The organism is Streptomyces sp. NPDC087310, assembly GCF_044744405.1.
In the GTDB taxonomy this organism is placed as follows: Bacteria; Actinomycetota; Actinomycetes; order Streptomycetales; family Streptomycetaceae; genus Streptomyces.
In genome coordinates this window covers 732,393-756,858 of the sequence record NZ_JBIUYF010000004.1, presented here as the reverse complement: position 1 = coordinate 756,858, position 24,466 = coordinate 732,393, and the positions used below count along the sequence as shown (strand labels likewise).

The window sequence follows — 24,466 nt, the reverse complement described above, 5'->3', positions numbered from 1 at the left end:
TCCGGTCCGACCACCGCTCCTACCGCCACTCCGAGGTGAGCCTTCACATATGACGCAACTGGAACGCCGGCCGTGGGACGTCGTCGTGGTGGGCGCGGGCGGGGCGGGGCTGCGTGCCGCCGTCGAGGCGCGCGAGCGCGGTGCCCGTACCGCCGTCATCTGCAAGTCCCTCTTCGGCAAGGCCCATACGGTGATGGCCGAGGGCGGGATCGCCGCCTCCATGGGCAACGTCAACGCGGGCGACAACTGGCAGGTGCACTTCCGCGACACCCTGCGCGGCGGCAAGTTCCTCAACCAGTGGCGGATGGCCGAGCTGCACGCCCAGGAGGCCCCCGACCGGGTCTGGGAGCTGGAGACCTGGGGCGCGCTGTTCGACCGTACGCCCGACGGCAGGATCTCCCAGCGCAACTTCGGCGGGCACGAGTACCCCCGGCTCGCCCATGTCGGCGACCGTACCGGCCTCGAACTGATCCGTACCCTCCAGCAGAAGATCGTCTCGCTCCAGCAGGAGGACTTCCGGGAGTACGGCGACCACGAGGCACGCCTGAAGATCTATCAGGAGTGCACGGTCACCAGGATCCTGAAGGACGGCACCGGGCGGGTCGCCGGGACCTTCTGCTACGCGCGGGAGTCCGGCCGCTTCTTCGTCCTGGAGGCCCCGTCCGTCGTGCTCGCGACGGGCGGCATCGGCAAGTCCTTCAAGGTGACGTCGAACTCCTGGGAGTACACGGGCGACGGCCACGCGCTGGCGCTGCTCGCGGGCGCGCCCCTGCTGAACATGGAGTTCGTGCAGTTCCATCCGACCGGGATGGTCTGGCCGCCCTCCGTGAAGGGCATCCTCGTCACGGAGTCGGTGCGCGGCGACGGCGGGGTGCTGCGCAACTCCGAGGGCAAGCGGTTCATGTTCGACTACGTCCCCGATGTCTTCAAGGAGAAGTACGCGGAGTCCGAGGAGGAGGGCGACCGCTGGTACGAGGACCCGGACCACAACCGGCGCCCGCCCGAACTGCTCCCCCGCGACGAGGTGGCCCGCGCCATCAACTCCGAGGTCAAGGCGGGCCGCGGCTCGCCGCACGGCGGGGTCTTCCTCGACGTCTCGACGCGGATGCCCGCCGAGGTCGTACGGCGGCGGCTGCCGTCGATGTACCACCAGTTCAAGGAGCTGGCGGACGTCGACATCACGGCGGAGCCGATGGAGGTCGGCCCGACCTGCCACTACGTGATGGGCGGGATCGCCGTCGACTCGGAGACCGCAGCCGCGGCCGGGGTGCCGGGGCTGTACGCGGCGGGCGAGGTGGCCGGAGGCATGCACGGCTCCAACCGGCTCGGCGGGAACTCCCTCTCCGACCTGCTGGTCTTCGGACGGCGGGCGGGCCTGTACGCGGCGGAGCACGCGGCCGGGTTCACGGACGGGCCCGAGGGCGCCACCCGCCCGGTCCCCGACGAGGCGCAGATCGACGCGGCGGCGGCCGAGGCGCTGCGCCCCTTCAGCGCGGAGGGACCGGTGGGCGACCCGGGCGGCGGCCCGGCCGAGAACCCGTACACCCTGCATCAGGAGCTCCAGCAGACGATGAACGACCTGGTCGGCATCATCCGGCGCGAGGCCGAGATGGCGCGGGCCCTGGAGAAACTGGCCGAGCTGCGCGTACGGGCCGTGCGCGCCGGGGTCGAGGGGCACCGGCAGTTCAACCCCGGGTGGCACCTCGCGCTCGACCTGCGGAACATGCTGCTGGTCAGCGAGTGCGTGGCGCGGGCGGCCCTGGAGCGTACGGAGAGCCGGGGAGGCCATACGCGGGAGGACTGGCCGGGCATGGTGACCGACTGGCGCCGGATCAATCTGTACTGCCGCCTCGCGGAGGGGCGTGTCGAGCTCGGCCGGCGGACGACGGAGCCGATCCGGCCGGACCTGCTGGCGCTGTTCGACAAGGAAGAGCTGGTCAAGTACCTCGCCGAAGAGGAGCTTCACGAGTGAGCACAGAGACGGGCGCGGGTACAGGAACGGACGGGGCTGCCGCGTCGTACGAGGCGAGGTTCAGGCTCTGGCGCGGCGACGCGGACGGCGGGGAGCTGACGGACTTCGCGGTCGAGGTGAACGAGGGCGAGGTCGTTCTCGACATCGTCCACCGGATCCAGGCGACCCAGGCCCCGGACCTCGCGGTGCGCTGGAACTGCAAGGCGGGCAAGTGCGGTTCGTGCAGCGCGGAGATCAACGGCAGGCCCCGGCTGATGTGCATGACCCGGATGTCCGTCTTCTCCCGCGAGGAGACCCTCACGGTCACCCCGCTGCGCGCCTTCCCGGTGATCCGGGACCTGGTGACGGACGTGTCCTTCAACTACGCGAAGGCGCGGGAGGTCCCGGCGTTCGTACCGCCGCCGGGGGTGGCCGCCGGTGAGTACCGGATGCAGCAGATCGACGTGGAGCGCTCGCAGGAGTTCCGCAAGTGCATCGAGTGCTTCCTGTGCCAGGACACCTGTCATGTGGTGCGGGACCACGAGGAGAACAAGACGGCGTTCGCCGGGCCGCGTTTCCTGATGCGCGTCGCCGAGCTGGACATGCATCCGCTGGACGCGGCCGGGGAGTCGGGGCTCGACCGCAAGAGGGCGGCGCAGGACGAACACGGGCTGGGGTACTGCAACATCACCAAGTGCTGTACGGAGGTGTGCCCCGAGAACATCAGGATCACGGACAACGCGCTGATCCCGCTGAAGGAACGGGCGGCGGACCGGAAGTACGACCCGCTGGTGTGGCTGGGCAACAAGATCCGGCGCCGGGGCGTGTAGCGGCGCCGGACCTGGGGTCAGGCGAGGAGCTTGATGATCTCCTCGGTGGTGCCGGTCTCGCCGAGCGCCGGGAAGATCCTCTCGACGGAGTTGCGGTGGGTGGCCTCGTCCATGTCGGTGACCGCGTCCGTGGCGACCGTGACGTGGTAGCCGTGCTCGTAGGCGGCGCGGGCCGTGGACTCGACGCCCTTGCTGGTCGCGATGCCCGTCACGACGACCTGGGTGATGCCCTGGCGGCGCAGTTGGAGATCGAGGTCGGTGCCGTGGAAGGCGCCCCACACGCGCTTGGTGACGACGAGGTCGCTCGCCTCGGCGCCCAGGCCGTCCGCCGGGTCGGCCCAGTCGGCGGCGGGCCTGCCACCGCCGCCCATCGGCTTCTCCGTACGGCCGGGCGCGGCGCCGACGGCGCGGACGAGGACGACGGGCAGGCCCTTGGCCCGGAAGGCGGCGGCGAGTTCGGCGGAGCGCGCGACGACGTCCTCGGCCGGGTGGGCGGTGGGCAGGCCGACGACGCCCTTCTGGAGGTCGACGACGACCAGGGCGGTCCTCGGGTCCAGCGTGGTGGCGGTCATGGGGTGGCTCCTTGCGTGAGGGGGTTCGAGGGGGCCGCACCGGGCGGCGTACACCGTGGGCGCGCCGTGGTCATCTCGCGCCGAGGCGGCGCATCAGCTCGGTGGCGTCGGCCAGCGCGCGGCGCTCGGTGAGGTCGAGTTCGTCGGCGATCGCCCGGGAGAGCCAGTCCTGCTTGGCGGCGTACACCGTGGCGAGCGTCGTACGGCCGGTCTCGGTGACGGAGACGACGGACTGACGGCCGTCGTCGGGGTCGGGGGTCCGCTCGACCAGGTGCTGTTCCTCCAGGGCGGCGAGGGTCTGCCGCATGGACTGCGGCCGTACGTACTCGGCGCGGGCCAGTGCGGCGGTGGTGGCCGGGCCCTCGCCGTGGAGGCGGGCCAGGACCGAGCGCTGGGAGGGGGTGAGGCGGTCGTCGGGCGAGGTGGTGCGGAGCCGGCGCATCAGCCGGCCGACGACGGCGGTCAGCTCGGCGGCGACCCGCTCGGGGTCCGGCTCCCCACTCTCGTACGGTGCGGGCGGTCCGGTCGGTCCGGTCGGCTCGGGCATGGGCTCACCGTACGAGATGGACAGGCAACCTTGCAAGGCTGCCTGTCTTTTACGCGAGCGCCCCTGCCTCAGATGTTCGGCAGGCGTTCCGCGAAGAAGCGCTGGCGGGCCGAGGCCAGCTCCTTCGCCTCCTGCTCGCCGCCCGCGTGCTCGAAGTGGCCGGCGGACAGGACGTGCAGCTCACGCGGGCCCGCCAGCGCGTTGTAGACGGCGAACTGCCCCGGCGGCGGGACCACCGGGTCGAAGAGCGCCGGCGCCACCAGCACCGGCACGCGGATCCGGCTCGCGGCCGTGGCGGCGTCGAAGTAGGGCAGGACGTCCGTGACCTCGGGGTGGTCGCGCCGGTACGTCCGTACGGCTTCCCCGCTGCCCACGCCGGGGAGCGTGAGCCGGAGCGGGTGGTCGCCGAAGGTGGGGACCGTGAGCTGGCCGCACGCGAAGCGGTCGTCCCAGGGCAGCGCCAGCGCACCGAGACCGCCGCCGAGGCTCTCGCCCACGTAACCGAGCCCAGCGCCTGACGCGGCCAGGTCCGGTACGAGTTCCAGCAGCGCGGACGCCGCGCACCACAGGTCGGCCACGCAGTCGCCGATGACATACGTGTGGCGGGACTCGATGCCGTGCAGTACGTGCAGGTCCGACTCGCCCGGGATGCCGGGGCGGCGGCTGCGCGCGCCCAGCCCCCGGACGCACGGCAGGATCGCCGCCGAGCGCGGCAGCGGAAGCGGTACGGCGTCGTCGGCGTCCTGGCGTCCGCCGTAGCCGTGGCCGACGACGAAGCCGTGCTCCGCGGGACCGTCGGCGGGCAGCACCAGCCAGCCGCCGAGCCGCAGCCCTCCGACGGAGGTGAAGGAGACGCCGAAGATCCGGAACCCGTCGCGCTCCTCCTCCTGCGGGCCCACCGCGGGCGCGGTCGCGACCCGGCGCGCCGCCTCGTACCGCGCCTGCCAGAACGCGTCGAAATCCGGCGGCGCGGCCGGTGCGGGAAGGGCGAGGAGCTGGTCGAGGGTCCGGCCGTACGCCGGATCGAAGGGGAAGCCATGCTCGAACACGGACATGATCGCGACATTAGCGGACGGGTCACGTGCCGGGGATGAAGTCCGGTCAGGTGGTCGGCGGCCCCCTCGTCAGTCCGGTCGCGGCCCCTTCCGCACGGACATAACCTCCGAAATGTGACGCCCTCCGAGAGCCCCGCCCCGCCCCGTACCGCCGGCCGGTCCCTGCTGGCGCTGCTGGTCATGGCGTGCTGGCTGCTCCTGCCCGGGGCCGAGGACGCCCGCGCCGAGGACCCGGTCACGCTCTCCCGGCAGGGCCAGATCACCGACAGGGTGGGCGCGCTCGACGGCCACAAGGGCCAGGTCACCACGGCGCTGAACCGCCTCTACGACAGCCGCCGCGTCCAGCTCTTCGTCGCGTACGTACGGGACTTCTCCGGCCGGTCCGCGCAGAGCTGGGCCGATGCGACGGCCACCCGCAGCGGCCTCGGCCAGGACGACATCCTGCTCGCCGTCGCCACCCACGACCGGCAGTACGCCTACTCGGCGGGCACCGGCTCCGGCCTCACCGGGGGGCAGCTCGCCGAGGTCGCCAGGACCGCGATCGAGCCCGCGCTGCGGCAGAACGACTGGGCGGGCGCGGCGATCGGCGCCGCCGACGGGTACGGCGCCGTGCTGGCGGGCCGGCCCGTGCCCACCCCGGCGATCACGCCCGGGGAGGCCGATCCGGGTGGCGCGGCGGCCGACGGGGGCGCCGCGACCAATCTGGTGCTGCCGGTCGTCGTGGTGGTCGGCGCGGTGGCGGTCGCCTCGTACGCCTTCGCCAAGCGCAGCCGCCGCGTCAGGGCCCGTACGACACCCGGCCGTGGCCACGGCGGCGGCCGGGCGGCGGGCGGGCCGTCCGCACCCCCGGTGACCCCGCTGCCCGAGCTGGACGCCGCGGCGAAGCGGCGGCTCGTCGAGACGGACGACGCCCTGCGCACCAGCGAGGAGGAACTCGGCTTCGCCACGGCGCAGTTCGGGGAGGAGGCGGCGGCGCCCTTCACCGACGCGGTGGCGTTCGCGAAGGGGGAGCTGACCGTGGCGTTCCGGCTGCGTCAGGAGCTGGACGACGCGTATCCGGAGGACGAAGCGACCCGCCGCACGATGCTCGACGAGATCCTCGCCCGCTGCGCGGAGGCCGACAGCCGGCTGGACGCGGAGTCCGAGGCGTTCGACCGGCTGCGCTCCCTGGAGCGGAACGCGCCACAGGCCCTCGCCACCGCCCGTACCGCCTACCGCGCGCTGGGCGAACGGGCCGGCGCGGCGCGCGCCACGCTCGCCGGGCTGCGCGAACGGTACGCCGCTTCGGCGTCCGCGCCGGTCGCCGACTGCCCCGCCCAGGCGGAGGACCGGCTCGTCTTCGCCTCCGACAGCCTGGACACGGCGGCCGGGTTCGTGGAGTCGGGGGAGAACGGGCGGGCCGCCGTCCATGTACGGGCCGCCGAGGGCGCCGTCGGACAGGCGGCGACGCTGGTCGACGCGGTCGAGCGGCGGTCGCGGGAGCTGGCCGAGGCGGCCGGGAGGCTCCCCGGCGCGCTCACGGAGACGGAGACGGACCTCGCGGACGCCCGGGGGCTGCTGAAGGGCACCCCGGCGGGCGTACCGACGGCCGACCTCCAGGGCCGGATCGGCCGCGCGGAGGCGGTGACGGCGGAGGTACGGCGCGCGGTGAACGCGGGCCCCTACGACCCGATCGACGCCCTGCGCCGGGTCGAGGAGGCGGACGCGGTGCTCGACGAGGCCCTGACCGGCGCGCGGCGGCGGGAGGAGGGCGAGCGGCGCGCGGGCTCACTCCTCGACCAGGCGATGCTGGCGGCGCGTTCGGCGATCGGCGCCGCCGCCGACTACGTCACCACGCACCGCGGGGCGGTCGGCAGCCAGGCGCGGACCCGGCTGGCGGAGGCGCAGCGGCGGCTGGAGTGGGCCCAGGGGCAGGCGGGGGCGGGCGAGAGCCGGCCGGCGCTGGCGGAGGCCCAGCGGGCGGACGCGCTGGCCCGGCAGGCGCAGGAACTCGCGGAGCGGGACGTGCTGTCGTACGGGAGCCACTACGGCGCGGGCGGGGTACGGGGCGCGGGCGGCGGCGTCGGCGGGGCCATGCTCGGCGGCATCCTCCTCGGCGGCCTGTTCGGTGGCGGGCGCGGCATGGGAGGGGGCGGATTCGGTGGCGGGCTCGGCGGGGGGTATCGCGGCGGCGGGGGCGGTCCCGGCAGCTTCGGCGGCGGCGGTACGCGCGGCCGGATGGGCGGCGGCGGCCGGTTCTGAGCACGTCCCGTACGCACCGGAAGGTTTCCCACAAGGAGCGGAGCCATGACGAAGCAGACCATCCTCGGGCGGGTCACCCAGCTCGCGAAGGCCAACATCAACGCCCTGCTGGACCAGGCCGAGGATCCGCGGAAGCTGCTGGACCAGCTCATCCGGGACTACACCGACAACATCGCCGAGGCGGAGGAGGCGGTGGCGGGCACCATCGGCAACCTCCGGCTGCTGGAACAGGACCACCTGGAGGACACGGAGGCGGCCCGGGAGTGGGGCGTGAAGGCGCTCGCGGCCAGCAGGAAGGCCGACGAGCTGCGCACGGCGGGCCGGGGCGCGGAGGCCGACACCTTCGACCGGCTGGCCAGGGTGGCGCTGGGCCGGCAGCTCCAGTCCGAGAAGGAGGCGAGGACCGCCGAGCCCACCATCGCCGCGCAGACGGAAGTGGTGGAGAAGCTCAAGGCGGGCCTGGAGAAGATGCGCGCCAAGCTGACCGAACTGCGCTCCAAGCGGGACGAGCTGGTGGCGCGGGCCGCGTCCGCGCGGGCGCAGAACCGGATGATGGACGCGGTGAAGAGCATCGACGTCCTCGACCCGACGAGCGAGCTGGGCCGCTTCGAGGACAAGGTACGGCGCGAGGAGGCGCGGGCGGCGGGCAAGCAGGAGCTGGCCGCGTCGTCGCTGGACGCGCAGTTCGAGCAGTTGGACAGCGCGGGCGACGACGCGGAGATCGAGGCGCGGCTGGCCGCGCTGAAGGCGGCCTGACGCGCGACGGGGCGGACGGGGGCGGGCCCCGCTTCCGTATGCCCGCCGCTCCCTCGGACCCCTCAGCCTCTCAGCCCCTCAGTCCCTCAGTCCCTCAGTCCCTCAGAACATGCTCAGAAGCTGCTCCACGGTCGGTTCCGCCGTCGAGTCCCCGTCCGGCAGAGCGAGTTCGAACCAGACCGTCTTGCCGCGCGGCGTACGGCGCGATCCCCACGCCGCGCTCAGCAGCCCGACCAGTTGCAGCCCCCGGCCGCCCTCGTCGGTGTCGCGGGCCCGGCGCCGCCTCGGCTGGACGAGGCCCGCGTCCCAGACCTCGCAGACGAGCGTACGGTCGCGCAGCAGCCGCAGCCTGATCTCGCCCTCGCCGTACCGCAGGGCGTTGGTGACCAGTTCGCTGACGAGCAGTTCGACGGTGTCCACGAGCGGTTCGAGGTCCCAGGCGACGAGCTGCGCGCGGGCCAGCTCCCTGGCGCGGCCCACCGAGCGGGGCTCGCGCGGCAGGCTCCAGTCGCCGACGGCCTCGGCGGGCAGCCCCTGGATCCGGGCCATCAGCAGGGCGATGTCGTCCTCGCCGTGCCGGGTGTCGAGCGTGGTGAGGACGTGGTCGCAGACGTCCTCCAGCGGGCGGGCCGCGTTGCCGAGGGCCGCGCGGAAGGCGCTCAGCCCCTCGTCGAGCGGCTGGTCCCGCGACTCGACGAGACCGTCGGTGTAGAGGGCGAGCAGCGCGCCTTCGGCCAGGTCGACCTCCACCTGTTCAAAGGGCTCGCCGCCCACGCCGAGCGGCATGCCGGGCGGCACGTCGAGCAGCAGCGCCGCCTCGTCCGGTTCGACGACGACGGGGGGCAGATGGCCCGCGTTGGCGAACGTACAGCGCCGGGTGACCGGGTCGTAGACGGCGTACACGCAGGTGGCGAGGTACACCTCGGAGAGTTCCGCGTCGCGGGACTTGTGGGCGACCCGCGACGCCTGCTGCGCCCCGCTGGGGGTGCCGAGGCCGCGCGCGATCTCGTCGAGCGCGGAGAGCACCTCGGCGGGCTCCAGGTCGAGCAGCGCCAGGGTCCGGACGGCCGTACGGAGTTCGCCCATCGCGACCGCCGCCCGCAGGCCGCGCCCCATGACGTCGCCGACGACCAGCGCGGTCCTGTGGCCCGGCAGTTCGATGACGTCGAACCAGTCGCCGCCGACCTCCGTGGCGGTGTTGCCCGGCAGGTAGCGGCAGGCGATGTCGAGACCGGCGGCCTCGGGGTCCCCCGGCGGCAGCAGGCTGCGCTGGAGGATCAGGGCGCGCTCGTGCTCCCTGCGGTAGAGGCGGGCGTTGTCGATGCAGACGGCGGCGCGCGCGGCGAGTTCGACGGCGAGCGCCCGGTCCTGGTCGCCGAAGGGCTCGCTGCCCTTCGTACGGGAGAACTGGGCGAGGCCGATGACCGTGTCGTGGGCGACCATCGGAACGGCGAGCGTGGACCGTACGAGACTGCCGGCCTCGCCCGGGATGGACTGCACCCGGGCGGTGCGCAGGGCGCTCGCGCTCAGCGAGCTGAACGGGAAGCGGTGGACGGCGCCGACGTCCGGTGACACGTATCCGTCCCCGCCGCCCCAGGTGCCCAGCGGGCCGTCGGAGACGGCGCTGGCGAAGGCGACCCGGCGCAGCCTGGCGCTGCCGCCGCCGGACTCGGCCCCGGAGGAGCCCCACCGTCCCGGCGGCGCCTCCTCGCCGGTGAGCAGCGACTGGTAGAGGTCGACGGCGGCGAGGTCGCAGAAGCCGGGCACGGCGACCCCGAGGAGTTCGCGCGCGGTGGTCTCCAGGTCGAGGGAGTTGCCGATGCGGGCGCTGGCCTCGTTGAGGAGGGCGAGGTCGCGCCGGGCGCTGGCGGCCTCCCTGGCCGCGTTGTGGCGGCGGGTGACGTCCGTGCCGACCCCGGCGACGCCGATGGTGCGCCCCGAGCCGCTGTGCACCCGGTAGAGGTTGATCGACCAGTGCCGGCGTTCCTGGTCCTCGGGCGCGGTGCCGACGATCTGGAGGTCGCTGACGGTGTCTCCGGTCTCCAGCACCCGCTTGAGGGCCCCGGTCAGCCGGTCGGCCTCGGGGCGGGAGAGGTAGTCGTAGACCGTGCGGCCCCGGTGGTCGGCGACGGCGCCGCCGAAGACCGTCGCGAAGCGCTGGTTGGCGCGCCGCACCTTGAGGTCGGTGCCGAACAGCATGAACCCGAAAGGAGATTGGCCGAAAATCGCCTGCGAAGAGGCGAGATCCGTTTCGATCCGCTGGAGCGCCCGCACGTCCACGACGAGACAGAGCGCACCCCGTTCGCCGCTCTCGGTCTCGCTCGGCATGACGTAGATCTCGGCGAGCCCGTGCTCCTGGCCCCCCTCGCCGGTCCGGAACGGGACCAGTCCGGTCCATTCCTTGCCGTCGAGGATCTCCTTGACCGTGCGGTGACCTTGCGGACGCAGCTCCGCCGGTACGAACACCTCGACCGGATCCCTGCCCCTGACCTGGTGCGCACCGATGCCGAACAGCTCGGCGGCGCGCCCGCTCCACTGGTCGACCAGCCCGTCGGGGCCGATCGAGAAGGAAGCCACCTTGATGTAGTCATAGATCGAGCCGGGTGGATGGCTCTGCCATACGACGTCGCCCGCCGTCCCAGATATCTCGCTCACGCGACCGTCCCCTCCAGCTCACGCACCGGACCGGCCATGCCCGCAGTATTCAGCACTACGGCCCCGGCCGGCACGCCGTTCACGATCACAGCACAGTCTCGCTCTTTTTGAGCCGAGTCCGTTGTGATCGTTCTCCCTTCACTCTTCTAACCAGGGAGGGACAGCTCGAACCACACGGTCTTACCTGTCTTCCCGCGCCGTGTCCCCCAGCGCCGGGCGGAACAGGCCACGAGGCGCAGCCCGCGGCCCCCCTCGTCCTCAGGACCGGCGAGGCGCTCCGTCGGGGGATCGGGCAGCGGGTCGGAGACCTCCACCAGCAGCGCGGCGTCGGGCCCGGCCGCTCCGGCCGCCCCGTCGGCGTCCCCCGCGCCCCCGGCGCTCCCCGGGGCCCCGGCGCCCTCGGGGGCGAGGGCGTGGACCGCGAGCCGTACGCCGATCGGTCCTGAGGTGTAGCGCTGGGAGTTGGTCACCAGTTCGCTGACGAGCAGGACCGCCAGGTCGCGCAGGGAGGCGGGCGCGCCCCAGGCGCTGAGGGTGTCGTACACCGCGTGACGTGCGGTGCGTACGGTGTCGGGTTCGGCAGGGAAGGTCCACTCGGCGCGGGCGCCATCCGCTGTGTCGATCAAGCCGACCACATCCCAGGACCGACGGCAGACCCTCATCCGTGCGAGAGGGGCAGTTCGTCATATACCCGGAATTCAGGACAACTACCCTCACAGGGGCGTGGAACCGACCGGGAGGGGCGCCATGGAAGCGACGCGCGCCGGGGCCGGGGGCCAGAGCGGGCCAGGGCCCGGGGGGCGGCGCCGGGGGCCGGGGTCGGGGCGTTACGGAAGCAGCCGGGCCGCCTCGGCGACGGCGGGGCGGTCCTGGTCGAGCCAGTCCACCGTGTGGATCTCGTCCGGGCCGAGCCAGCGCAGTTCGTCGTGGTCTTCCAGAGGCTGGGGTTCGGGCTCCCCGGCGAGCAGCCGGGCCGTCCACACCTGGAGCACATAGCCCGGCTTGAGCGGCCACTCTCCGGGGACCCGCTCCACCGGACGCGTCTCCACGCCCAGTTCTTCCCGCAGCTCGCGCACGAGGGCCTGTTCGGGGCGCTCCCCCGGCTCCACCTTGCCGCCGGGCAGCTCCCACCGGCCGGCCAGCTCGGGCGGCGCGCTGCGCCGGGCCGCCAGCAGCCTGCCGCGGTCGTACACGGCGCCCGCCACCACCACACGATCACTCATGCGCCGGAGCGTAACGCGACCGCGCTACGGGCGGCTCGTGTCACGGGGCCCCGCGGAGGGGTCTCGCTAGGGGGTGGTCTGGCTGACGCGCTCCACCCAGTACACCTGTCCGTGGCCGCGTGCCCCGAGGCCGTCGGCCATCTTCTGGGCCTCGTCCTCCGTGGCGTATCTGCCGACGCGGTAGCGATTGCCGTTGTCGTCCTGCCGTATGACCAGCCATGGGAGCAGGGCTCCGCTGTCGTTCATCGAGCCCCTTCCACCGACGACCCGCGTCTCTCCGAAGATCTCCAGGAAACCGCATTCCGCATATGCCCGAGCGTACGCCTGACCTTTACTGAGCGAATACGGGTTTACACAAAGAGGCACGCATCCGGCCAACAAAGCGCCGAAAACCGAGGGCAGGGGGCGCACTCAGCCGAACGCGCCCCCACCGCCGCTCGCTCCCGCCGCCCACCCCCGGCCGCCGCCCGTTGGCCGAGTGGGCTGCCCCGCCGCAGGGATGGAACGGATCAGCACGAGGGAATCGGCCATGGTCAGACGCATCACCACCCGCCCGTAAGGCCGTTGGAGCGCCGCGCGGGAGGTGGCGCGAACGCTCCGGAGCGCGCGCCCCGTCATCGCCGGGCGGGCGGGCACGGGCGCCCTCCGGTCATTTGACCGAAAGGTGGTAGGCGATCCGGTACCGGTCGGCGGGGACGACGACGTCCGCCGTCTCCACCGCGCGCCCCGACGCGTAGTACGTCCGCTCCAGGACCATCACCACATGGCCGGGCACCCCGCCGAGCGTGATCAGTTCGTCCGCCAGCCCCGGGCGCGCGCCGACCTCCTCCAGGACGTTGTCGACGACGATGTCGATGGCCGCCATCCGCTCCACCACCCCGCATCCGCCGAGCGGCCCCTCCTCGGGCAGCATCACCGGCGTACGCCCCGTCACCGCCAGGGGCTCCCAGGAGGTGGAGAGCATCATCGGGTCGCCCGCCTCCCGGAAGACGTACCGCGTCCGCATCACCCGGTCGCCGGGCTCGATGCCGAGCCGGGCGGCGATCTCCTCCGACGCCTCGTCCTGCTCGCTCCGCGACTCCCACGTCCCCCGCACGCCCGCCTCCGCCTGCTCCTGGCGGAACGGGCTGGACCCCACCGGCGGCCGGTAGCCGGACCGGGCGATCCGGCGCGGCACGGGCCGCTCCCGCACATACGTACCCGACCCGGAGCGGCCCTCCACCAGACCCTCGGCCATCAGCACCTTGCGCGCCTCCAGCGCGACCGTGTCGGACACGCCGTACTCCTGGCGGATGCGGGCCTGCGACGGAAGGCGGGTGTGCGGGGGCAGCGCGCCGTTGACGATCTTCTCGCGCAGATCACTCGCCACGCGCAGATAAGCGGGCTGCTCACCGAAGGCCACGGGCCACTCCCATCAGGTTGACAGACAGCAACAGATTGGCAACCGTCGGTTGTGGACCGCAAGCGTGGGCCAGAGTTTCACTCGATGTGATGAGTTGCGTTTACGCTGCGGCTTCCCGGCGTAACCGGCCGCCCGCCGCTCCCTCCGCCGCGCGCGCCGTGCCGGGCCACGGGGTACGCCCTTCCTACCGTCGTACCCGTGATCTCCTCCCCGTCCCCCCGCACCCGTCTCACCGCGCAGCTCGTCGCGGCCACACTGCTCCTGACCGTCCCGCCGCTCTCGTACGCGGACCCCGCCCCGGACGCCCGCACCACCCCGGGGCCCGGCGCCCCGCCGGACCCGGACGCCCCCTCGGATCCTCCCTGCGGGAAGGAGACCGAGCCCGGCTGGTCCCCCGCCGCCACCCGGATCGATCCCGCCGACAGCTACCACGCCTACACCGGCAACGGCTATCTCGGCGTCCGCGTCCCGCCCACCGGCGCCGGTTACGACGAGCCGGGCGGCGCGACAGGGTGGCCGCTGTACACGCCCCGCTACGACGGCGCGTTCGTCGCGGGCCTCTACGCCCACCAGCCGGCGACGACCGCCGACCGCCAGGTGCTCGCCGCCCTGCCCACCTGGACGACGCTGGACGTACGCGTGGGCGACGAGACCTTCGGCCCCGGCAGCCGGATCTCCCGCTACCGCCAGCGCCTGCTGCTGCGCTGCGGAGTCGTCGTCACCAGCCTGCGCTGGACCACCGCCGACGGCCGCGTCACCGATCTGACGTACGAGGTGCTCACCGACCGCTCCGACGCCCACACCGGCGCCGTACGACTGCGGCTGACCCCGCGCTGGAGCGGCGAGGCCACCGTCACCGGCGCGCTCGACTGGCGCGGGGCCCGGCGGATCACCCGTACGGGAACAGGAGGGGACACGGAGGCCGAGACCTTCCGTACCGACGGGACGCGGACGGCCGGCGCCGTCGCCTCGGTGCTGCGACCGGCCCTCCGGGGGCCCGTGGGCCTACGGGCGGGCCGTACGTACACCTTCGTGAAGTACGTCGGCGTCAACACCGCGCTGACGTCACGGAATCCGCGCGCCGCCGCCGTCGCCGCGGCCCGGCGCGCGGCCGACAGCGGCTGGCCCGCGCTGTTCGCCGCCAACGCCGCCGCGTGGGCGCCCCTGTGGTCCGCCGGCATCGACGTCCCCGGACGGCCGGACCTGCTGGCGTGGCTGCGCTCGGCCCAGTACGGACTGCTGACCGGCACCCGCGCGGGCTCGGCCGACAGCATCGCGCCGACCGGTACGACCAGCGACAACTACGCGGGCCTGATCTTCTGGGACGCCGAGGTCTTCATGTTCCCCGGGCTGCTGGCCACCCGTCCGGAACTGGCGCGCTCCGTCGTGGAGTACCGCTACCGCACCAGAGGAGCCGCCGCCGAGAACGCCGGGAAGCTCGGCTTCAAGGGGTTGTTCTACCCGTGGACCAGCGGCGGGTCGGGCCACCTCTGGACGGAGTGCCAGTCCTGGAACCCGCCGCACTGCGTCACGCAGATCCATCTCCAGAGCGACATCGCGCTCGCCGCCTGGCAGTACTACGAGGCGACCGGGGACCGCGACTGGCTGCGGGAGCGCGGCTGGCCGCTGCTGAAGGGCATCGCGGAGTTCTGGGCCTCCAGGGTCACCGCCAACGACGACGGCAGTTACTCCGTCAAGGAGGTGGCGGGGCCCGACGAGTACAGCAACGGTGTCACCGACGGCGTCTTCACCAACGCGGGCGCCGCCACCGCGCTGCGCCGCGCCACCGAGGCCGCCGCGCTCGTCGGGGAGGAAGCCCCCGCCGCGTGGACGCGGATCGCTGACCGGATCCGTATCCCCTACGACGCGGCCCGCACGATCTACCTTCAGTACGCGGGGTACGACGGTTCGCGCATCAAACAGGCCGACACCGTCCTGCTGACCTATCCCCTGGAGTGGCCGATGCCCCCGGGCGCCGCGGCGGCCACGCTCGACTACTACGCGGAGCGCACCGATCCGGACGGGCCCGCCATGACGGACTCGGTCCACGCGATCGACGCCGCGGCGATCGGGGAGCCGGGGTGTGCGACGTACACGTATCTCCAGCGGGCGATCCGGCCGTTCGTCCGGGGCCCGTTCGCGCTCTTCTCCGAGGCGCGCGGCGACAAGGCGGGGGCGGACGACCCGCTCTCCGGCTCGCCCGCGCAGGACTTCCTGACCGGCAAGGGCGGCTTCCTCCAGGTCTTCACCCACGGTCTGACGGGGCTCAGGCAGCGCGCGGACGGCGTACGGCTCGACCCGATGCTGCCGCCGCAGCTCGCTCGGGGCGTGACCGTACGGGGGCTGCGCTGGCAGGGGCGTACGTACGACGTGGCCGTGGGCGCCCATGGGACGACGGTGCGGCTGACGTCCGGCGCGCCGTTCACCGTCCACACCCCGGCGGGTGACCGCCGGCTCACTTCCACGCTCATGCTGCCCACCCGCCGCCCCGACCTCACGGCGACGGAGAACGCGGCCCGCTGCCGCCCGGTGAGCGCCACCTCGGAGCAGCCGGGCCTGTACGCGGCGGCGGCGGTCGACGGCAGTCCGGCCACCGCGTGGGTCCCCTCGGACGCCACCGCGGCGCTCACGGTCGATCTGGGCCGCACGGAGCCGGTCGCCTCCGTCACCCCCCGGTGGACGGATCCGCGCCCCACCGCGTACGAGATCGAGACGTCCACGGACGCGGCCCACTGGCAGCCCCTGCGGCCGGGCGCCCCGGCCCGTCACCTCAGGGTCACGGTCCACGCGGCGGCCGGTTCGGCCTCGGGCATCAGCGAGCTCTCCGTCATCGCGGACGGGTAGCGGCCCCGTATCAGCGCGTCCGCGTCCGTGACCGTGTCCGCGTCCGCGTCACCAGCGGTTCTCCGGTGTGAACGGGGCGGTCCGTACGTCGAGCCACTCCATCCCGGCCCACGCGGCGAGGGCGAGCACCCCCACCATGACGAGCGCGCCCACGCCTTCCCTGACCCGCAGGACGCCGGTGAGCAGCGCCCAGACGGCGAGGGCGAGCGCGGGCATCCCGAAGAGCAGCAGCGGCAGTTCGACGTAGACGAGGCTGAGATCCCGCTCCCCCTCGAACCCGCCCCGTACCCCCGGCCCGGCCCCGACCGTCCACACCACGGCCCCCGCCAGGAACCCGCCCACCACGGCCAGGCATCCTGCCCAGCCCCGGGTGAGCGGCTTCTCGTCCCTGGAACTCTCACGTATCGCCATCACGGCGAGGGACGCGGTCCGGGCGGCTCCGGTTCCCGCGACCGCCGCTCAGGACCGGCGCCGGGGCTTCCCCCGCTTGGCGCCGCCCTTGGCCGGCTTTCCGGCCCCGCCCGCACGCCGGGGCATCGCCTTCGGCGCGGGCTTCGACTTCGCCTTCGACGTCGGCTTCGCGGTGGGGGCGGGCGCGGGCGCGGGGCGCCCCCGCGTGCTGTTGACGGTCCGCCCCCGGACGATCCCGATGAACTGCTCCACCAGATCGGTGGTCTCGTCCTCCCGCCACGACAGCGCCACACGCGACTCGGGGGCGTCCGTCACCGGCCGGTACGTGAGGTCCTTACGGTGGTGCAGCCGGGCCAGGGACTGCGGCACCACGAGCACCCCCACCCCCGCCGCCACCAGCTCGACGGCGTCCTCCGTCGTCGCGGGCCGCTCGATCGCGGGACGCCCCGGCAGCCGCTCCCACTCCAGGGTGTCGTCGAGGGGGTGCAGCACCACCTCGTCGGCCAGATCCCCGGTGGAGACCTCTTCGACGGCGGCCACGAGATGGTCCTTGGGCACCACCACGACGGTCGTCTCGGTGTAGAGGGGGATCGCGCTGAGCCCCGTACGGTCCATCGGCAGCCGCACGAGCCCGGCATCGGCGCCACCGCCCCGCACCGTGTCGGGTGCCTCGGCGGCGGAGACCCCGGCGAGGTCCAGGGGGACGCCGGGCAGCCGCTCGTGCCAGATCCGTACCCACTTGCCGGGCGTCACCCCCGGTACGTAGGCGAGCCTGAATGAGGGAGGTGTGTCCGAGCCTGTCACCCGGCCAGGTTACCGGCCGTGGTCAGAGGCCGCTCACACGCTCGATACGCTTGACTTCATGACATCGCACAAGACCACTGTCCAGACGATGAAGCCCGCGACCGCGGCGAAGAAGCTGGGCGTGTACCTGGAGGCCACCCCCGCCGCGTTCCAGGAGGGCGTCGTCTCCCGCAACGAGCTGAACGCACTGCAGACCGACCCGCCCGAGTGGCTGGCGACCCTCCGCCGCGAGGGCCCGCACCCCCGCCCGGTCGTCGCCGCGAAACTGGGCGTCTCCATCGCCGGCCTCGCCCGCGGCGGCGTGACGGACGCCCTCACCACGGACGAGATCGACGCCCTGAAGGCGGACAGCCCCGAGTGGCTGGTACGGGAACGCGCCACGCAGGCGGAGGTCCGTAAGGAAGCGGCCCGCATCAAGGAGAAGAACGCGGAACGCACCGCCGAGTCCCCCCGGGACCGCGCCTGATCGGTACGTTTGGGCCATGACCGCACTACCCGACTGGATGCGCCCGCCGCGCGCGGAAGGCTGGTTCGCGGAGGACCTGGACCGCCTCCCCGAGGCGCCCCGCCACACCGAGCTCATCGACGGAGCGCTCGTCTTCATGGTGTCCCCACAGAGGTGGTGGCATGGCCACCTCGTCACCATGCTCACCGTCGCGCTGATGGAGCAGGCACCTGCCGACGTCAGGGTCGGCCGCGAAATGACCATCGAACTCGACCGGCACAACCGGCCCGAGCCGGATCTGCTGGTGACGACGGCGGGCTTCGACGGCGACCGCACCTGGTTCGCGCCGGACGAAGTACGGCTCGCGGTCGAGGTCGTATCCCCCGAGTCCGCCCACCCTGACCGTACGGTGAAGCTCCGCAAGTACGCGGAGGCCGGCATCCCGCACTACTGGCGTATCGAGGACGAGGACGGAACCCCCGTCGTCCACGTCTACGACTCGACGAGCCGACCTCGTCCTACGCGCCGGTCGGCATCTTCAGAGACTCGCTCCAGCGCCCGGTTCCCTTCAGGATCAGCATCGACCTGCAGAAGCTCGCCCCGCCCCGACGCACCTGATCGTGATCACCGCATCGGTACGGTGACACCACACGGTGACACCACCGGCCGGCGACTCGACGTGATCCCAGACTCAACCGGCCGGCGACTCGGCGTGATCGCAAACATGTTCAGCAGCCATCGCCGTATTGCTGCGGCTCCGCGGGCAGCCCTACGCTGAGAATTTGCCTCAGCGGTAACGCTCACGGGGGAGGTCGCACGCATGCCACCGGTCGAGAAGCACCTGCGCAGAGCGCTGCGGTTCTGGGAACAGGGGCGCGGCTTCGAGGACCAGGGACGGTCGGCGTGGGCGGCCCGCTCGTACATCCGGGGGCTCGGCAGTTTCCTGAGCTATGTGAAGCTCGCCCCTGATCTTCAACTGGCCCCCGCCTACTACGCCTTCGGCACGCTCGGGCGGGAGTCCGCCCGGGTTCAGGCCACCTGGCACAAGCCCGCCGCGCTCCAGCACGCCCGGATGGCGCTGGCCGCGTCCCACCTCGCCGATCCGACACGCGGGCAGGTCGAGCTGATCGAGCGGGCGGTGCGCGACGGTCCCGGCCGGCCCCTCCGGCAGATCCTCCCGGGCGCGGGCACCGCGCCGCTGAGCCCCGAGCTACGGATCGCGGGGGCGGCGGACGCGCGGGACCTGCTGGCCACGCTGCTCGGCAGGGGTGTCACGCGGCGCGACCCCCAGGAACTCTGGCCGATCGGCAGCGGCGTACGGCTCGGTGCGGGACCGATCGGCTACTGGAAGGAGCAGAACCGCTTCCTGCGGGCGACCCTGCCCAGTTGCGAGGGCCTGGACGAGCCTCAGGAGGCGGCGGCGCTCCGGTCCGAGGCGGACGCCATCCACCAGGAACTACGGCGGCTGGTACCCGAGTTCGACCCGGGTCCGCGCCCCGACCGGACGGGGGTGTCCGCCCGCCCGTACCGCCGGCCACCCGGGGCCGGGAGGTCCGGGACGCCCCGGCCGCGGGGAAGCACGGAGCGGTCGCGGCGCGCCTGGGGGCCGGAGTGAGCCTCCGGCGGCTGCGGCCCCATCTGCACACCGCGCTCGCCGCCTGGGAACGGTCCAGGACCGTCGCCCGGAGCGCCGACGCGCTGCGCACCGGCCTCACCTACAACCGGGCCGTCAACCATCTCCAGTGGTACGTCAGCCTGTTACGGACCGCGCACGACGCCTCCGAACTCCGCGACGAGGTGAGCGCCGCCTGCCACGCCCTGTCCTTCCTCGGCCGTGAGGCCCTGCCGAAGGTCATGGCCTCGCGCGCCACGCGCCAGGTCGTCGTCCACGCCCGGATCACCCTCGCCGCCGCCCACCTGGCCGACCCCGCACACGGCGATCCCGACCGGGTCCCCGGGGTGTGGGACGGTCCCGTGCTCGACCGCCTCGCCCCGGACGGCGTCGGCGACGTGACGGTCGCGCAGCGCGTCCAGGCCGCGGCGGACGTACGCCTGCTCGTGGCCGAGCTGATCGCCGGGCATCCGCAGGCCGCGATGTCCAAGGGGCGGCGCTGGCCCGTCACGGAGGCCGCCGGCAGCGGAATCGGCGCACCCTACCGGGACCGGCAGAACTTCCGGCGGGCGGTGCTGCCCAGTTGCGCGCGCCTGGACACGGCCGGCGAGGCCGTACAACTCGCCTACGAGAGCGTCCGGCTGCACGCGGCGCTGGCACGGGCCATGCCCGCGCACACGGGAGAGTACGAGCGCGCGAGGCGGGCCCTCGCCTCCCTCGCGGCCCGCGTCGGTGTGACCGCGCCGACCGTGGAGTGAGACGGAAGCAGAGGTAGAGGCGGAAGCGGAAGCACAGGTAGAGGCGGAGGCGAGGCGGCGGTGTCGCAGTGGGCGCAGGCTCTCGGGGCGCTGGGCGCCCTGGTCATGGGGCTCTTCGGCGCCGCCAACTGGCGCTTTCCGTTTCTTGAGCGGTACGGGGTGATCGGTTTCGGCTTCGGCATGCTGACCTGGGTCTGCGCCAGGTTCGACGGGCCGGCCGGCGAGCAGCCCGGGTGGTACGACACCCTGGGCTCTTCCGCCATGCTGCTCGTCGGTGTCTCCCGCTTGATCCGCTCGTCGCGGCACCGGGACAGCTCCGCCTTCGGCGACGACGACCATCTGCTCGCCGCCGAGGCCGACATGCTGCTGCGCTTCTACTTCAAGCAGGACGCGCTCCCCGCCCTGGACAAGGCCGTCGACACCTACCGTGACGCCGTCCGCCACACCGACGGCGCTCCCCCTGACGTACGCGACCACGCCCATCTGTTGAAGGCGCTCCGTATCCGGTACGAGCGGCTGCGGAACCGCGCCGACCTCGACGAGGCCGTGGAGCTCGGTTACGCCGCCCGCACCCGGCGCGGAACCCGGTCGCACCGGGCGCTGCTGCTGACCGAGTTGAGCACGGCGCTGCGGCTGCGCCACGACCACACGGGGGCCTCCGAGGACCTGGCCCAGGCGCGTGACTGCGGCGAGGCGGCGGTCGCGCTGCTGCACCCGCGCCATCTCCTCTTCCCCTTGTGCGGCTCCCGTCTGAGCCACGTGCTGTTCAGTTCGTACGAGCACACCGGCGACCCGCGCCGCCTCGACGACGCCCTCGGCCGCCTCCGCCGGGGGCTGGACTCCGCCGCCCGGCGCGGGTACGCGCGGACCGCGGACGAGATCCGCCTCTGCTTCCTGCTCACCGAGCGCGGCCGGCGGACCGGGAGCGCCGGGGACCTCGCCGAAGCCGTCGCCACCGGCGACCGCACCCTGGCGCGGATCACGCCCAAGGACCCGCTGTACGCGTCCTGCCTGCACCACCTCTCCGTGGCCGTGCGCGCCACGGGGACCCGGCCGGAGAAGGCCGAGGACCTGGCGCGGAGGGCGCTGCTCAGCATGACCGACGGTGCGCCCGAGCACGCACGCGCGCAGCTCAACCACGCCCTGGCCTTGTACGACCTGCACGGTGCGCGCGCGGACCCCGGCCGCCTGGACCACGCCCTGTCACGGGCCCGCTCGGCCACGCTCCATCCCACCGCCGACGTGCCGACCCGGCTGCGCGCCGGTCTCGTCTGGAGCGACATCGCCGCCGCCGAACGCCGTGACGCGGAGGCCGTGGAGGCGTTCGAGAGCGTGATCGGGTTGCTGCCGCAGCTCGCTTCGCAGGAGTTGTCGCGAGCCGACCAGGAGGAACAGAGCGCCCGCTGGGCGGGCGTCGCCGTGGCGGCGGCCACCAGCGCCGTGGCCGCCGGGGAGCCCGCGAAGGCCGCCGTCCTGCTGGAACTCGGCCGGGGGGTGCTGCTCTCGCGCACCCTCGCCCTGCGTACCGATGCCACCGCGCTCCGCGCGGCGCACCCGCGGCTCGCCGCCGAACTCGACGACGTACGCGGGGATTTGACCTCACCGGCCCCGGACCTGGCCCCGGAGGCCCAGCGGTCCGTGCGCCGGGAGCGGGAGGCCCGCTGGGAGCGGCTGCTGCGGGAGATCCGCCGTCTGCCGGGGTTCGAGGACTTCGCCCGGCCGCCCACAGCCGACCGGTTGCGCGCCCTGAGCGCGGACGGCCCGCTGATCTATCTCACGGTGACGGCGCGCGGCTCCGCCGCCATCGCGGTCACCCCGGACGAGATCCGGGCGGTGCCGTTACGGGTCACCCCCGAGGAGGTGGAGGAGCGGGCGCGGGTGCTGCGGTCCTGCTTCGCCCTGGAGCGGGTCGGCGACCACAGGGCCCAGGGCCCGGCATTCGATGTCCTGGGCTGGATGTGGGACGAACTCGTCGCCCCTGCGCTGTCCGCGGCCCTTCCGGCGCGCTCCGCACCTCCGCCACCCGGCGGCTGCCGGCCGCGGGTCTGGTGGGTGCCCACCGGTCCGCTCGTGGAGCTGCCGCTGCACGCGGCGGGCCACCACCGGGACGGCGGCCCCGTCCTGCTCGACCGCGCCGTCTCCTCGTACACGCCGACGGCGCACGCGCTGGCGGCGGCCCGCGGACGGTCGGGGCCCGCGCTGCCGGGCGGCAGCCGGCTCGCCGTCGCCGTCCCCGCCGCGGAGGGGCACCCGCCGCTGCCGAAGGCCACGGGAGAGGCGGAGCTAGTCGCCCGTACGGCGCCCGGTGCCGTGTCCGTCCTGACCGGCGCGGACGCCACCCGCGACCGTGTCCTGGCCGAACTGCCCCGGCACGCGTGGGCGCACTTCGCCTGCCACGCGGTCCCCGACCCGGCGACGCCCTCGCACAGCAGGCTGCTGCTCGACGATCACCAGGACGCCCCGCTCACCGTCGCCGACATCTCCGCGCTCGACCTGCGCGGCTCCCGGCTCGCGTACCTGTCGGCCTGCGAGACGTCCGTGACCGGCCCCCGCCACCGGGACGAGGCGATCCACTTCGCGTCGGCCTTCCAGCTCGCGGGGTTCCCCCATGTCATCTCGACCCTGTGGCAGGTGCCCGACGTGGGCGCGTACGGCCTCGCGAAGGCGATGTACGACGCGTTCGAGGCGGCGCCGGACGACGAGGAGGTGGCCCGGGCGGTTCACGCCGTAACCCGGCTGGCCCGCGCGGAGATGTGCCCGAAGCTGCCGGGGGTGTGGTCGGCGCTGGCACACGTGGGGCCCTGAGCCGGGGCCCCGACGGCGGCCCTGTCACTCCCCGTCCGGCGCCTGCGGCGGTTCCTCCGGGACGGTCGGGAGCACGCCGCGCTGGGCGGCGGCCGCCGGCCCGGAGCTCGCCGGGTCGGAGGGCGCCACGGCGGGCTCGGCGACGCCGTCGGCAGGCGTGTGGCCGCGCCCCTGGGAGGGGTCGGCCGCCTGCAGTTCCCTTTCGAACGGGGTCAGTTCGGGTTCGTCGACATCCATGGGCTCGGCTGCCTTCCTCATTCCCTCGGTCGGCCGGTTCCACCGGTTCCGCCGGTTCCGTCAGTCTCATCCGTGTCGGTGTCGGTGTCGGTGTCCGTGTCGGTGTCGGTGTCCGTATCGGTGTCGGGCGGCGCGGGAGCCTCCGGGGGCAGCAGGACCTCCAGGATGTCCGTGTCGGCGGCCCGGACGTACAGCCCACCGCTGCCTTCGACCCGCCGGTGGAAACTGCCGTCCGGCCGCATCAGCCAGGCCGATTCCAGGTACAGCTCCGCCGGGTGCGGATAGGAGGTGGCGTACGAGCGCGTGCCGTACCAGCCGCCGATCCAGACGCCGTCCCGCAGCCGCAACCGTACGAAGCAGGAACCGCGCTCCCGGAACATCCGGTCCCACGCGGTCGGGGTGGCGCGGTACCGCACGGCGGTCGTCTTGCGGCGCTGCCAGTACGTGACCGCCGCCGCGACGGCTGCGGGCGCCGCCACGAAAAGCCCGAGGACGACGAGCCCGGCGAGCCTGGGCCGGCCGCTGAGATGGGACCACCCGTCGCGGTCGATGCCCTCCACCAGGCGCATCAGTTGGGGGCCGAAGGCGATCAGATAGAGGGCGTCGAGCACCACGGACGCGGCGAGCGCGCGCATGACCCGCTCGCCGAGATTCCGCTCGCCCGGCATCGGGCCGCGCCAGAACTCACGCAGGAACTGGTAGACGATCCCCGGCAGTACGACGAGGACGAGCAGCGCCAACTGCACCACCGTGGACGGGGCGCCCGCCATCACACACCCCCCGGCCCCATGTCGGGGTCCCGCGCCAGCCGCGCGGTCGCGACGGCCGCGGCGGACAGCGCCGCGACGAGGGCGAGCGAGAAGACGACGACCCACGGCTTCCGGTACGCCACCCAGGAACCGGCCTGCTCGTACCGCACGTTGGCCATGACCAGCAGCCCTGCGGCAACCGCCCAGGCACCGGCGAGCGCACTCCGCCGGACCGTCGTCAACTCCGCGAGCAGCAACGCGGCGGCGCCCAGCGCCGACACCGCGCACACAAGCACCCCGAACCCCGACCCGGCGCCCAGCATCAGACCGCCGGCCACGGCGAGCCCGGCGGCGCACAGGGCGGTGCGGCGCGTTCGGCCGCGCCGCAGCGTGACGACGAAGGCCGTGGCGACCAGCAGGTCCCCGGCAAGGAGATACGCGTCCACACCGCCCCCGTCCTTCGGTACGTGCGCCCTGTGCCCCGACTCCGTGACGTACGCCCGGGAACGGCCCGAAGTCCGCGATCCAGCCTACGCCGACCCGTCCGGCAACTCGGGGACGTATCGCAC

22 protein-coding genes and 1 pseudogene are annotated in these 24,466 nt (G+C 73.6%); 10 read left to right on the top strand and 13 right to left on the bottom strand.

Annotated elements, in window-relative coordinates:
• Nucleotides 1–49 precede the first annotated feature (49 nt).
• Both ACIO3P_RS18540 and ACIO3P_RS18535 read left to right on the top strand, forming a co-directional pair.
• Entirely contained in the window at nucleotides 50–1,972 is a 1,923-nt protein-coding gene (locus ACIO3P_RS18540) for a fumarate reductase/succinate dehydrogenase flavoprotein subunit (protein ID WP_401851401.1), read from the top strand.
• Entirely contained in the window at nucleotides 1,969–2,781 is an 813-nt protein-coding gene (locus ACIO3P_RS18535) for a succinate dehydrogenase/fumarate reductase iron-sulfur subunit (RefSeq protein ID WP_401851404.1), read from the top strand. Before ACIO3P_RS18540 ends, ACIO3P_RS18535 begins: the two co-directional genes overlap by 4 nt.
• A 17-nt stretch (nucleotides 2,782–2,798) precedes the next feature.
• Here the strand turns inward: ACIO3P_RS18535 and ACIO3P_RS18530 are convergent, their stop codons facing one another.
• From ACIO3P_RS18530 to ACIO3P_RS18520, 3 genes are all read right to left on the bottom strand, one after another.
• Nucleotides 2,799–3,353 carry an isochorismatase family protein gene (locus ACIO3P_RS18530; RefSeq protein WP_401791544.1) on the bottom strand — a complete coding sequence of 185 codons (555 nt, stop codon included), beginning with the start codon at nucleotides 3,351–3,353 and terminating at the stop codon, nucleotides 2,799–2,801.
• 70 nt (nucleotides 3,354–3,423) lie between these two features.
• Nucleotides 3,424–3,900 (bottom strand): MarR family transcriptional regulator, encoded by a 477-nt coding sequence (locus ACIO3P_RS18525; RefSeq protein ID WP_329829094.1) that lies wholly within the window; start codon nucleotides 3,898–3,900, stop codon nucleotides 3,424–3,426.
• 68 nt (nucleotides 3,901–3,968) lie between these two features.
• Nucleotides 3,969–4,955 (bottom strand): acetylxylan esterase, encoded by a 987-nt coding sequence (locus tag ACIO3P_RS18520; protein ID WP_401791545.1) that lies wholly within the window; start codon nucleotides 4,953–4,955, stop codon nucleotides 3,969–3,971.
• A 180-nt stretch (nucleotides 4,956–5,135) separates the two neighbouring features.
• Here ACIO3P_RS18520 and ACIO3P_RS18515 point away from each other — a divergent pair, with 180 nt between their 5' ends.
• Entirely contained in the window at nucleotides 5,136–7,196 is a 2,061-nt protein-coding gene (locus ACIO3P_RS18515; RefSeq protein WP_401851767.1) for a TPM domain-containing protein, read from the top strand.
• Nucleotides 7,197–7,241: 45 nt separating this feature from the next.
• The gene (locus ACIO3P_RS18510; protein WP_401851406.1) at nucleotides 7,242–7,952 is read left to right on the top strand and encodes a PspA/IM30 family protein; all 711 of its coding nucleotides are present in this window, start codon (nucleotides 7,242–7,244) and stop codon (nucleotides 7,950–7,952) included.
• 102 nt (nucleotides 7,953–8,054) lie between these two features.
• On the opposite strand, the gene ACIO3P_RS18505 is transcribed toward ACIO3P_RS18510, so the two are convergent.
• The 5 genes from ACIO3P_RS18505 to ACIO3P_RS18485 form a co-directional block, all read right to left on the bottom strand.
• Entirely contained in the window at nucleotides 8,055–10,607 is a 2,553-nt protein-coding gene (locus ACIO3P_RS18505; protein WP_329829091.1) for a SpoIIE family protein phosphatase, read from the bottom strand.
• A gap of 146 nt (nucleotides 10,608–10,753) precedes the next feature.
• Entirely contained in the window at nucleotides 10,754–11,242 is a 489-nt protein-coding gene (locus ACIO3P_RS18500) for an ATP-binding protein (protein WP_401791597.1), read from the bottom strand.
• A gap of 192 nt (nucleotides 11,243–11,434) precedes the next feature.
• On the bottom strand, nucleotides 11,435–11,830 hold the full coding sequence (locus ACIO3P_RS18495; RefSeq protein WP_329829090.1) for a (deoxy)nucleoside triphosphate pyrophosphohydrolase: 396 nt from the start codon (nucleotides 11,828–11,830) through the stop codon (nucleotides 11,435–11,437).
• Between the two features lie 66 nt (nucleotides 11,831–11,896).
• Complete coding sequence (locus ACIO3P_RS18490) at nucleotides 11,897–12,076, bottom strand: SPOR domain-containing protein (RefSeq protein WP_329829089.1); 180 nt, start codon at nucleotides 12,074–12,076, stop codon at nucleotides 11,897–11,899.
• 403 nt (nucleotides 12,077–12,479) lie between these two features.
• Nucleotides 12,480–13,232, bottom strand: coding sequence for a GntR family transcriptional regulator (locus ACIO3P_RS18485; RefSeq protein ID WP_329829088.1), 753 nt, complete (start codon nucleotides 13,230–13,232; stop codon nucleotides 12,480–12,482).
• A 201-nt stretch (nucleotides 13,233–13,433) separates the two neighbouring features.
• On the opposite strand from ACIO3P_RS18485, the gene ACIO3P_RS18480 reads away from it, so the two are divergent.
• The gene (locus tag ACIO3P_RS18480) at nucleotides 13,434–16,076 is read left to right on the top strand and encodes a discoidin domain-containing protein (RefSeq protein WP_401851770.1); all 2,643 of its coding nucleotides are present in this window, start codon (nucleotides 13,434–13,436) and stop codon (nucleotides 16,074–16,076) included.
• A gap of 48 nt (nucleotides 16,077–16,124) precedes the next feature.
• Here ACIO3P_RS18480 and ACIO3P_RS18475 read toward each other — a convergent pair whose 3' ends face one another.
• Both ACIO3P_RS18475 and ACIO3P_RS18470 read right to left on the bottom strand, forming a co-directional pair.
• Complete coding sequence (locus ACIO3P_RS18475) at nucleotides 16,125–16,487, bottom strand: hypothetical protein (RefSeq protein WP_401851408.1); 363 nt, start codon at nucleotides 16,485–16,487, stop codon at nucleotides 16,125–16,127.
• Between the two features lie 48 nt (nucleotides 16,488–16,535).
• The gene (locus ACIO3P_RS18470) at nucleotides 16,536–17,291 is read right to left on the bottom strand and encodes a LysR substrate-binding domain-containing protein (RefSeq protein WP_329829084.1); all 756 of its coding nucleotides are present in this window, start codon (nucleotides 17,289–17,291) and stop codon (nucleotides 16,536–16,538) included.
• 58 nt (nucleotides 17,292–17,349) lie between these two features.
• Between ACIO3P_RS18470 and ACIO3P_RS18465 the strand changes: the two genes are divergently transcribed.
• From ACIO3P_RS18465 to ACIO3P_RS18445, 5 genes and pseudogenes are all read left to right on the top strand, one after another.
• Nucleotides 17,350–17,757: a DUF5997 family protein gene (locus ACIO3P_RS18465; protein ID WP_329829082.1), complete on the top strand. Its 408-nt coding sequence runs from the start codon at nucleotides 17,350–17,352 to the stop codon at nucleotides 17,755–17,757.
• A 16-nt stretch (nucleotides 17,758–17,773) separates the two neighbouring features.
• Nucleotides 17,774–18,354 (top strand): annotated as a pseudogene (locus ACIO3P_RS18460) (Uma2 family endonuclease).
• 202 nt (nucleotides 18,355–18,556) lie between these two features.
• Entirely contained in the window at nucleotides 18,557–19,351 is a 795-nt protein-coding gene (locus ACIO3P_RS18455) for a hypothetical protein (protein WP_329829080.1), read from the top strand.
• Nucleotides 19,348–20,106, top strand: coding sequence for a hypothetical protein (locus ACIO3P_RS18450; RefSeq protein WP_401851411.1), 759 nt, complete (start codon nucleotides 19,348–19,350; stop codon nucleotides 20,104–20,106). Before ACIO3P_RS18455 ends, ACIO3P_RS18450 begins: the two co-directional genes overlap by 4 nt.
• Before the next feature lie 60 nt (nucleotides 20,107–20,166).
• Complete coding sequence (locus tag ACIO3P_RS18445) at nucleotides 20,167–22,911, top strand: CHAT domain-containing protein (RefSeq protein ID WP_401851413.1); 2,745 nt, start codon at nucleotides 20,167–20,169, stop codon at nucleotides 22,909–22,911.
• Nucleotides 22,912–22,935: 24 nt separating this feature from the next.
• On the opposite strand, the gene ACIO3P_RS18440 is transcribed toward ACIO3P_RS18445, so the two are convergent.
• Genes ACIO3P_RS18440 through ACIO3P_RS18430 form a run of 3 tightly spaced genes read right to left on the bottom strand, consistent with a single transcriptional unit; the run spans nucleotide 22,936 to nucleotide 24,343 of the window.
• Nucleotides 22,936–23,148, bottom strand: coding sequence for a hypothetical protein (locus ACIO3P_RS18440; RefSeq protein WP_401851415.1), 213 nt, complete (start codon nucleotides 23,146–23,148; stop codon nucleotides 22,936–22,938).
• A gap of 17 nt (nucleotides 23,149–23,165) precedes the next feature.
• Nucleotides 23,166–23,918, bottom strand: a complete 753-nt coding sequence (locus ACIO3P_RS18435; RefSeq protein WP_401851417.1) for a DUF6338 family protein — start codon at nucleotides 23,916–23,918, stop codon at nucleotides 23,166–23,168.
• Nucleotides 23,918–24,343, bottom strand: coding sequence for a hypothetical protein (locus ACIO3P_RS18430; RefSeq protein WP_401851419.1), 426 nt, complete (start codon nucleotides 24,341–24,343; stop codon nucleotides 23,918–23,920). The genes ACIO3P_RS18435 and ACIO3P_RS18430 overlap by 1 nt, the downstream gene beginning before the upstream one ends.
• Between the last annotated feature and the right edge of the window lie 123 nt (nucleotides 24,344–24,466).

Excerpts from the sequence above, each read along its gene's own strand:
- ACIO3P_RS18455 (WP_329829080.1), top strand. The coding sequence starts at position 18,557 with ATGCCACCGGTCGAGAAGCACCTGCGCAGAGCGCTGCGGTTCTGGGAA.
- ACIO3P_RS18440 (WP_401851415.1), bottom strand. The coding sequence starts at position 23,148 with ATGGATGTCGACGAACCCGAACTGACCCCGTTCGAAAGGGAACTGCAG.
- ACIO3P_RS18435 (WP_401851417.1), bottom strand. The coding sequence starts at position 23,918 with ATGGCGGGCGCCCCGTCCACGGTGGTGCAGTTGGCGCTGCTCGTCCTC.
- ACIO3P_RS18515 (WP_401851767.1), top strand. The coding sequence starts at position 5,136 with ATGGCGTGCTGGCTGCTCCTGCCCGGGGCCGAGGACGCCCGCGCCGAG.
- ACIO3P_RS18475 (WP_401851408.1), bottom strand. The coding sequence starts at position 16,487 with ATGGCGATACGTGAGAGTTCCAGGGACGAGAAGCCGCTCACCCGGGGC.
- ACIO3P_RS18490 (WP_329829089.1), bottom strand. The coding sequence starts at position 12,076 with ATGAACGACAGCGGAGCCCTGCTCCCATGGCTGGTCATACGGCAGGAC.
- ACIO3P_RS18525 (WP_329829094.1), bottom strand. The coding sequence starts at position 3,900 with ATGCCCGAGCCGACCGGACCGACCGGACCGCCCGCACCGTACGAGAGT.
- ACIO3P_RS18520 (WP_401791545.1), bottom strand. The coding sequence starts at position 4,955 with ATGTCCGTGTTCGAGCATGGCTTCCCCTTCGATCCGGCGTACGGCCGG.
- ACIO3P_RS18540 (WP_401851401.1), top strand. The coding sequence starts at position 50 with ATGACGCAACTGGAACGCCGGCCGTGGGACGTCGTCGTGGTGGGCGCG.
- ACIO3P_RS18510 (WP_401851406.1), top strand. The coding sequence starts at position 7,242 with ATGACGAAGCAGACCATCCTCGGGCGGGTCACCCAGCTCGCGAAGGCC.
- ACIO3P_RS18495 (WP_329829090.1), bottom strand. The coding sequence starts at position 11,830 with ATGAGTGATCGTGTGGTGGTGGCGGGCGCCGTGTACGACCGCGGCAGG.
- ACIO3P_RS18530 (WP_401791544.1), bottom strand. The coding sequence starts at position 3,353 with ATGACCGCCACCACGCTGGACCCGAGGACCGCCCTGGTCGTCGTCGAC.
- ACIO3P_RS18465 (WP_329829082.1), top strand. The coding sequence starts at position 17,350 with ATGACATCGCACAAGACCACTGTCCAGACGATGAAGCCCGCGACCGCG.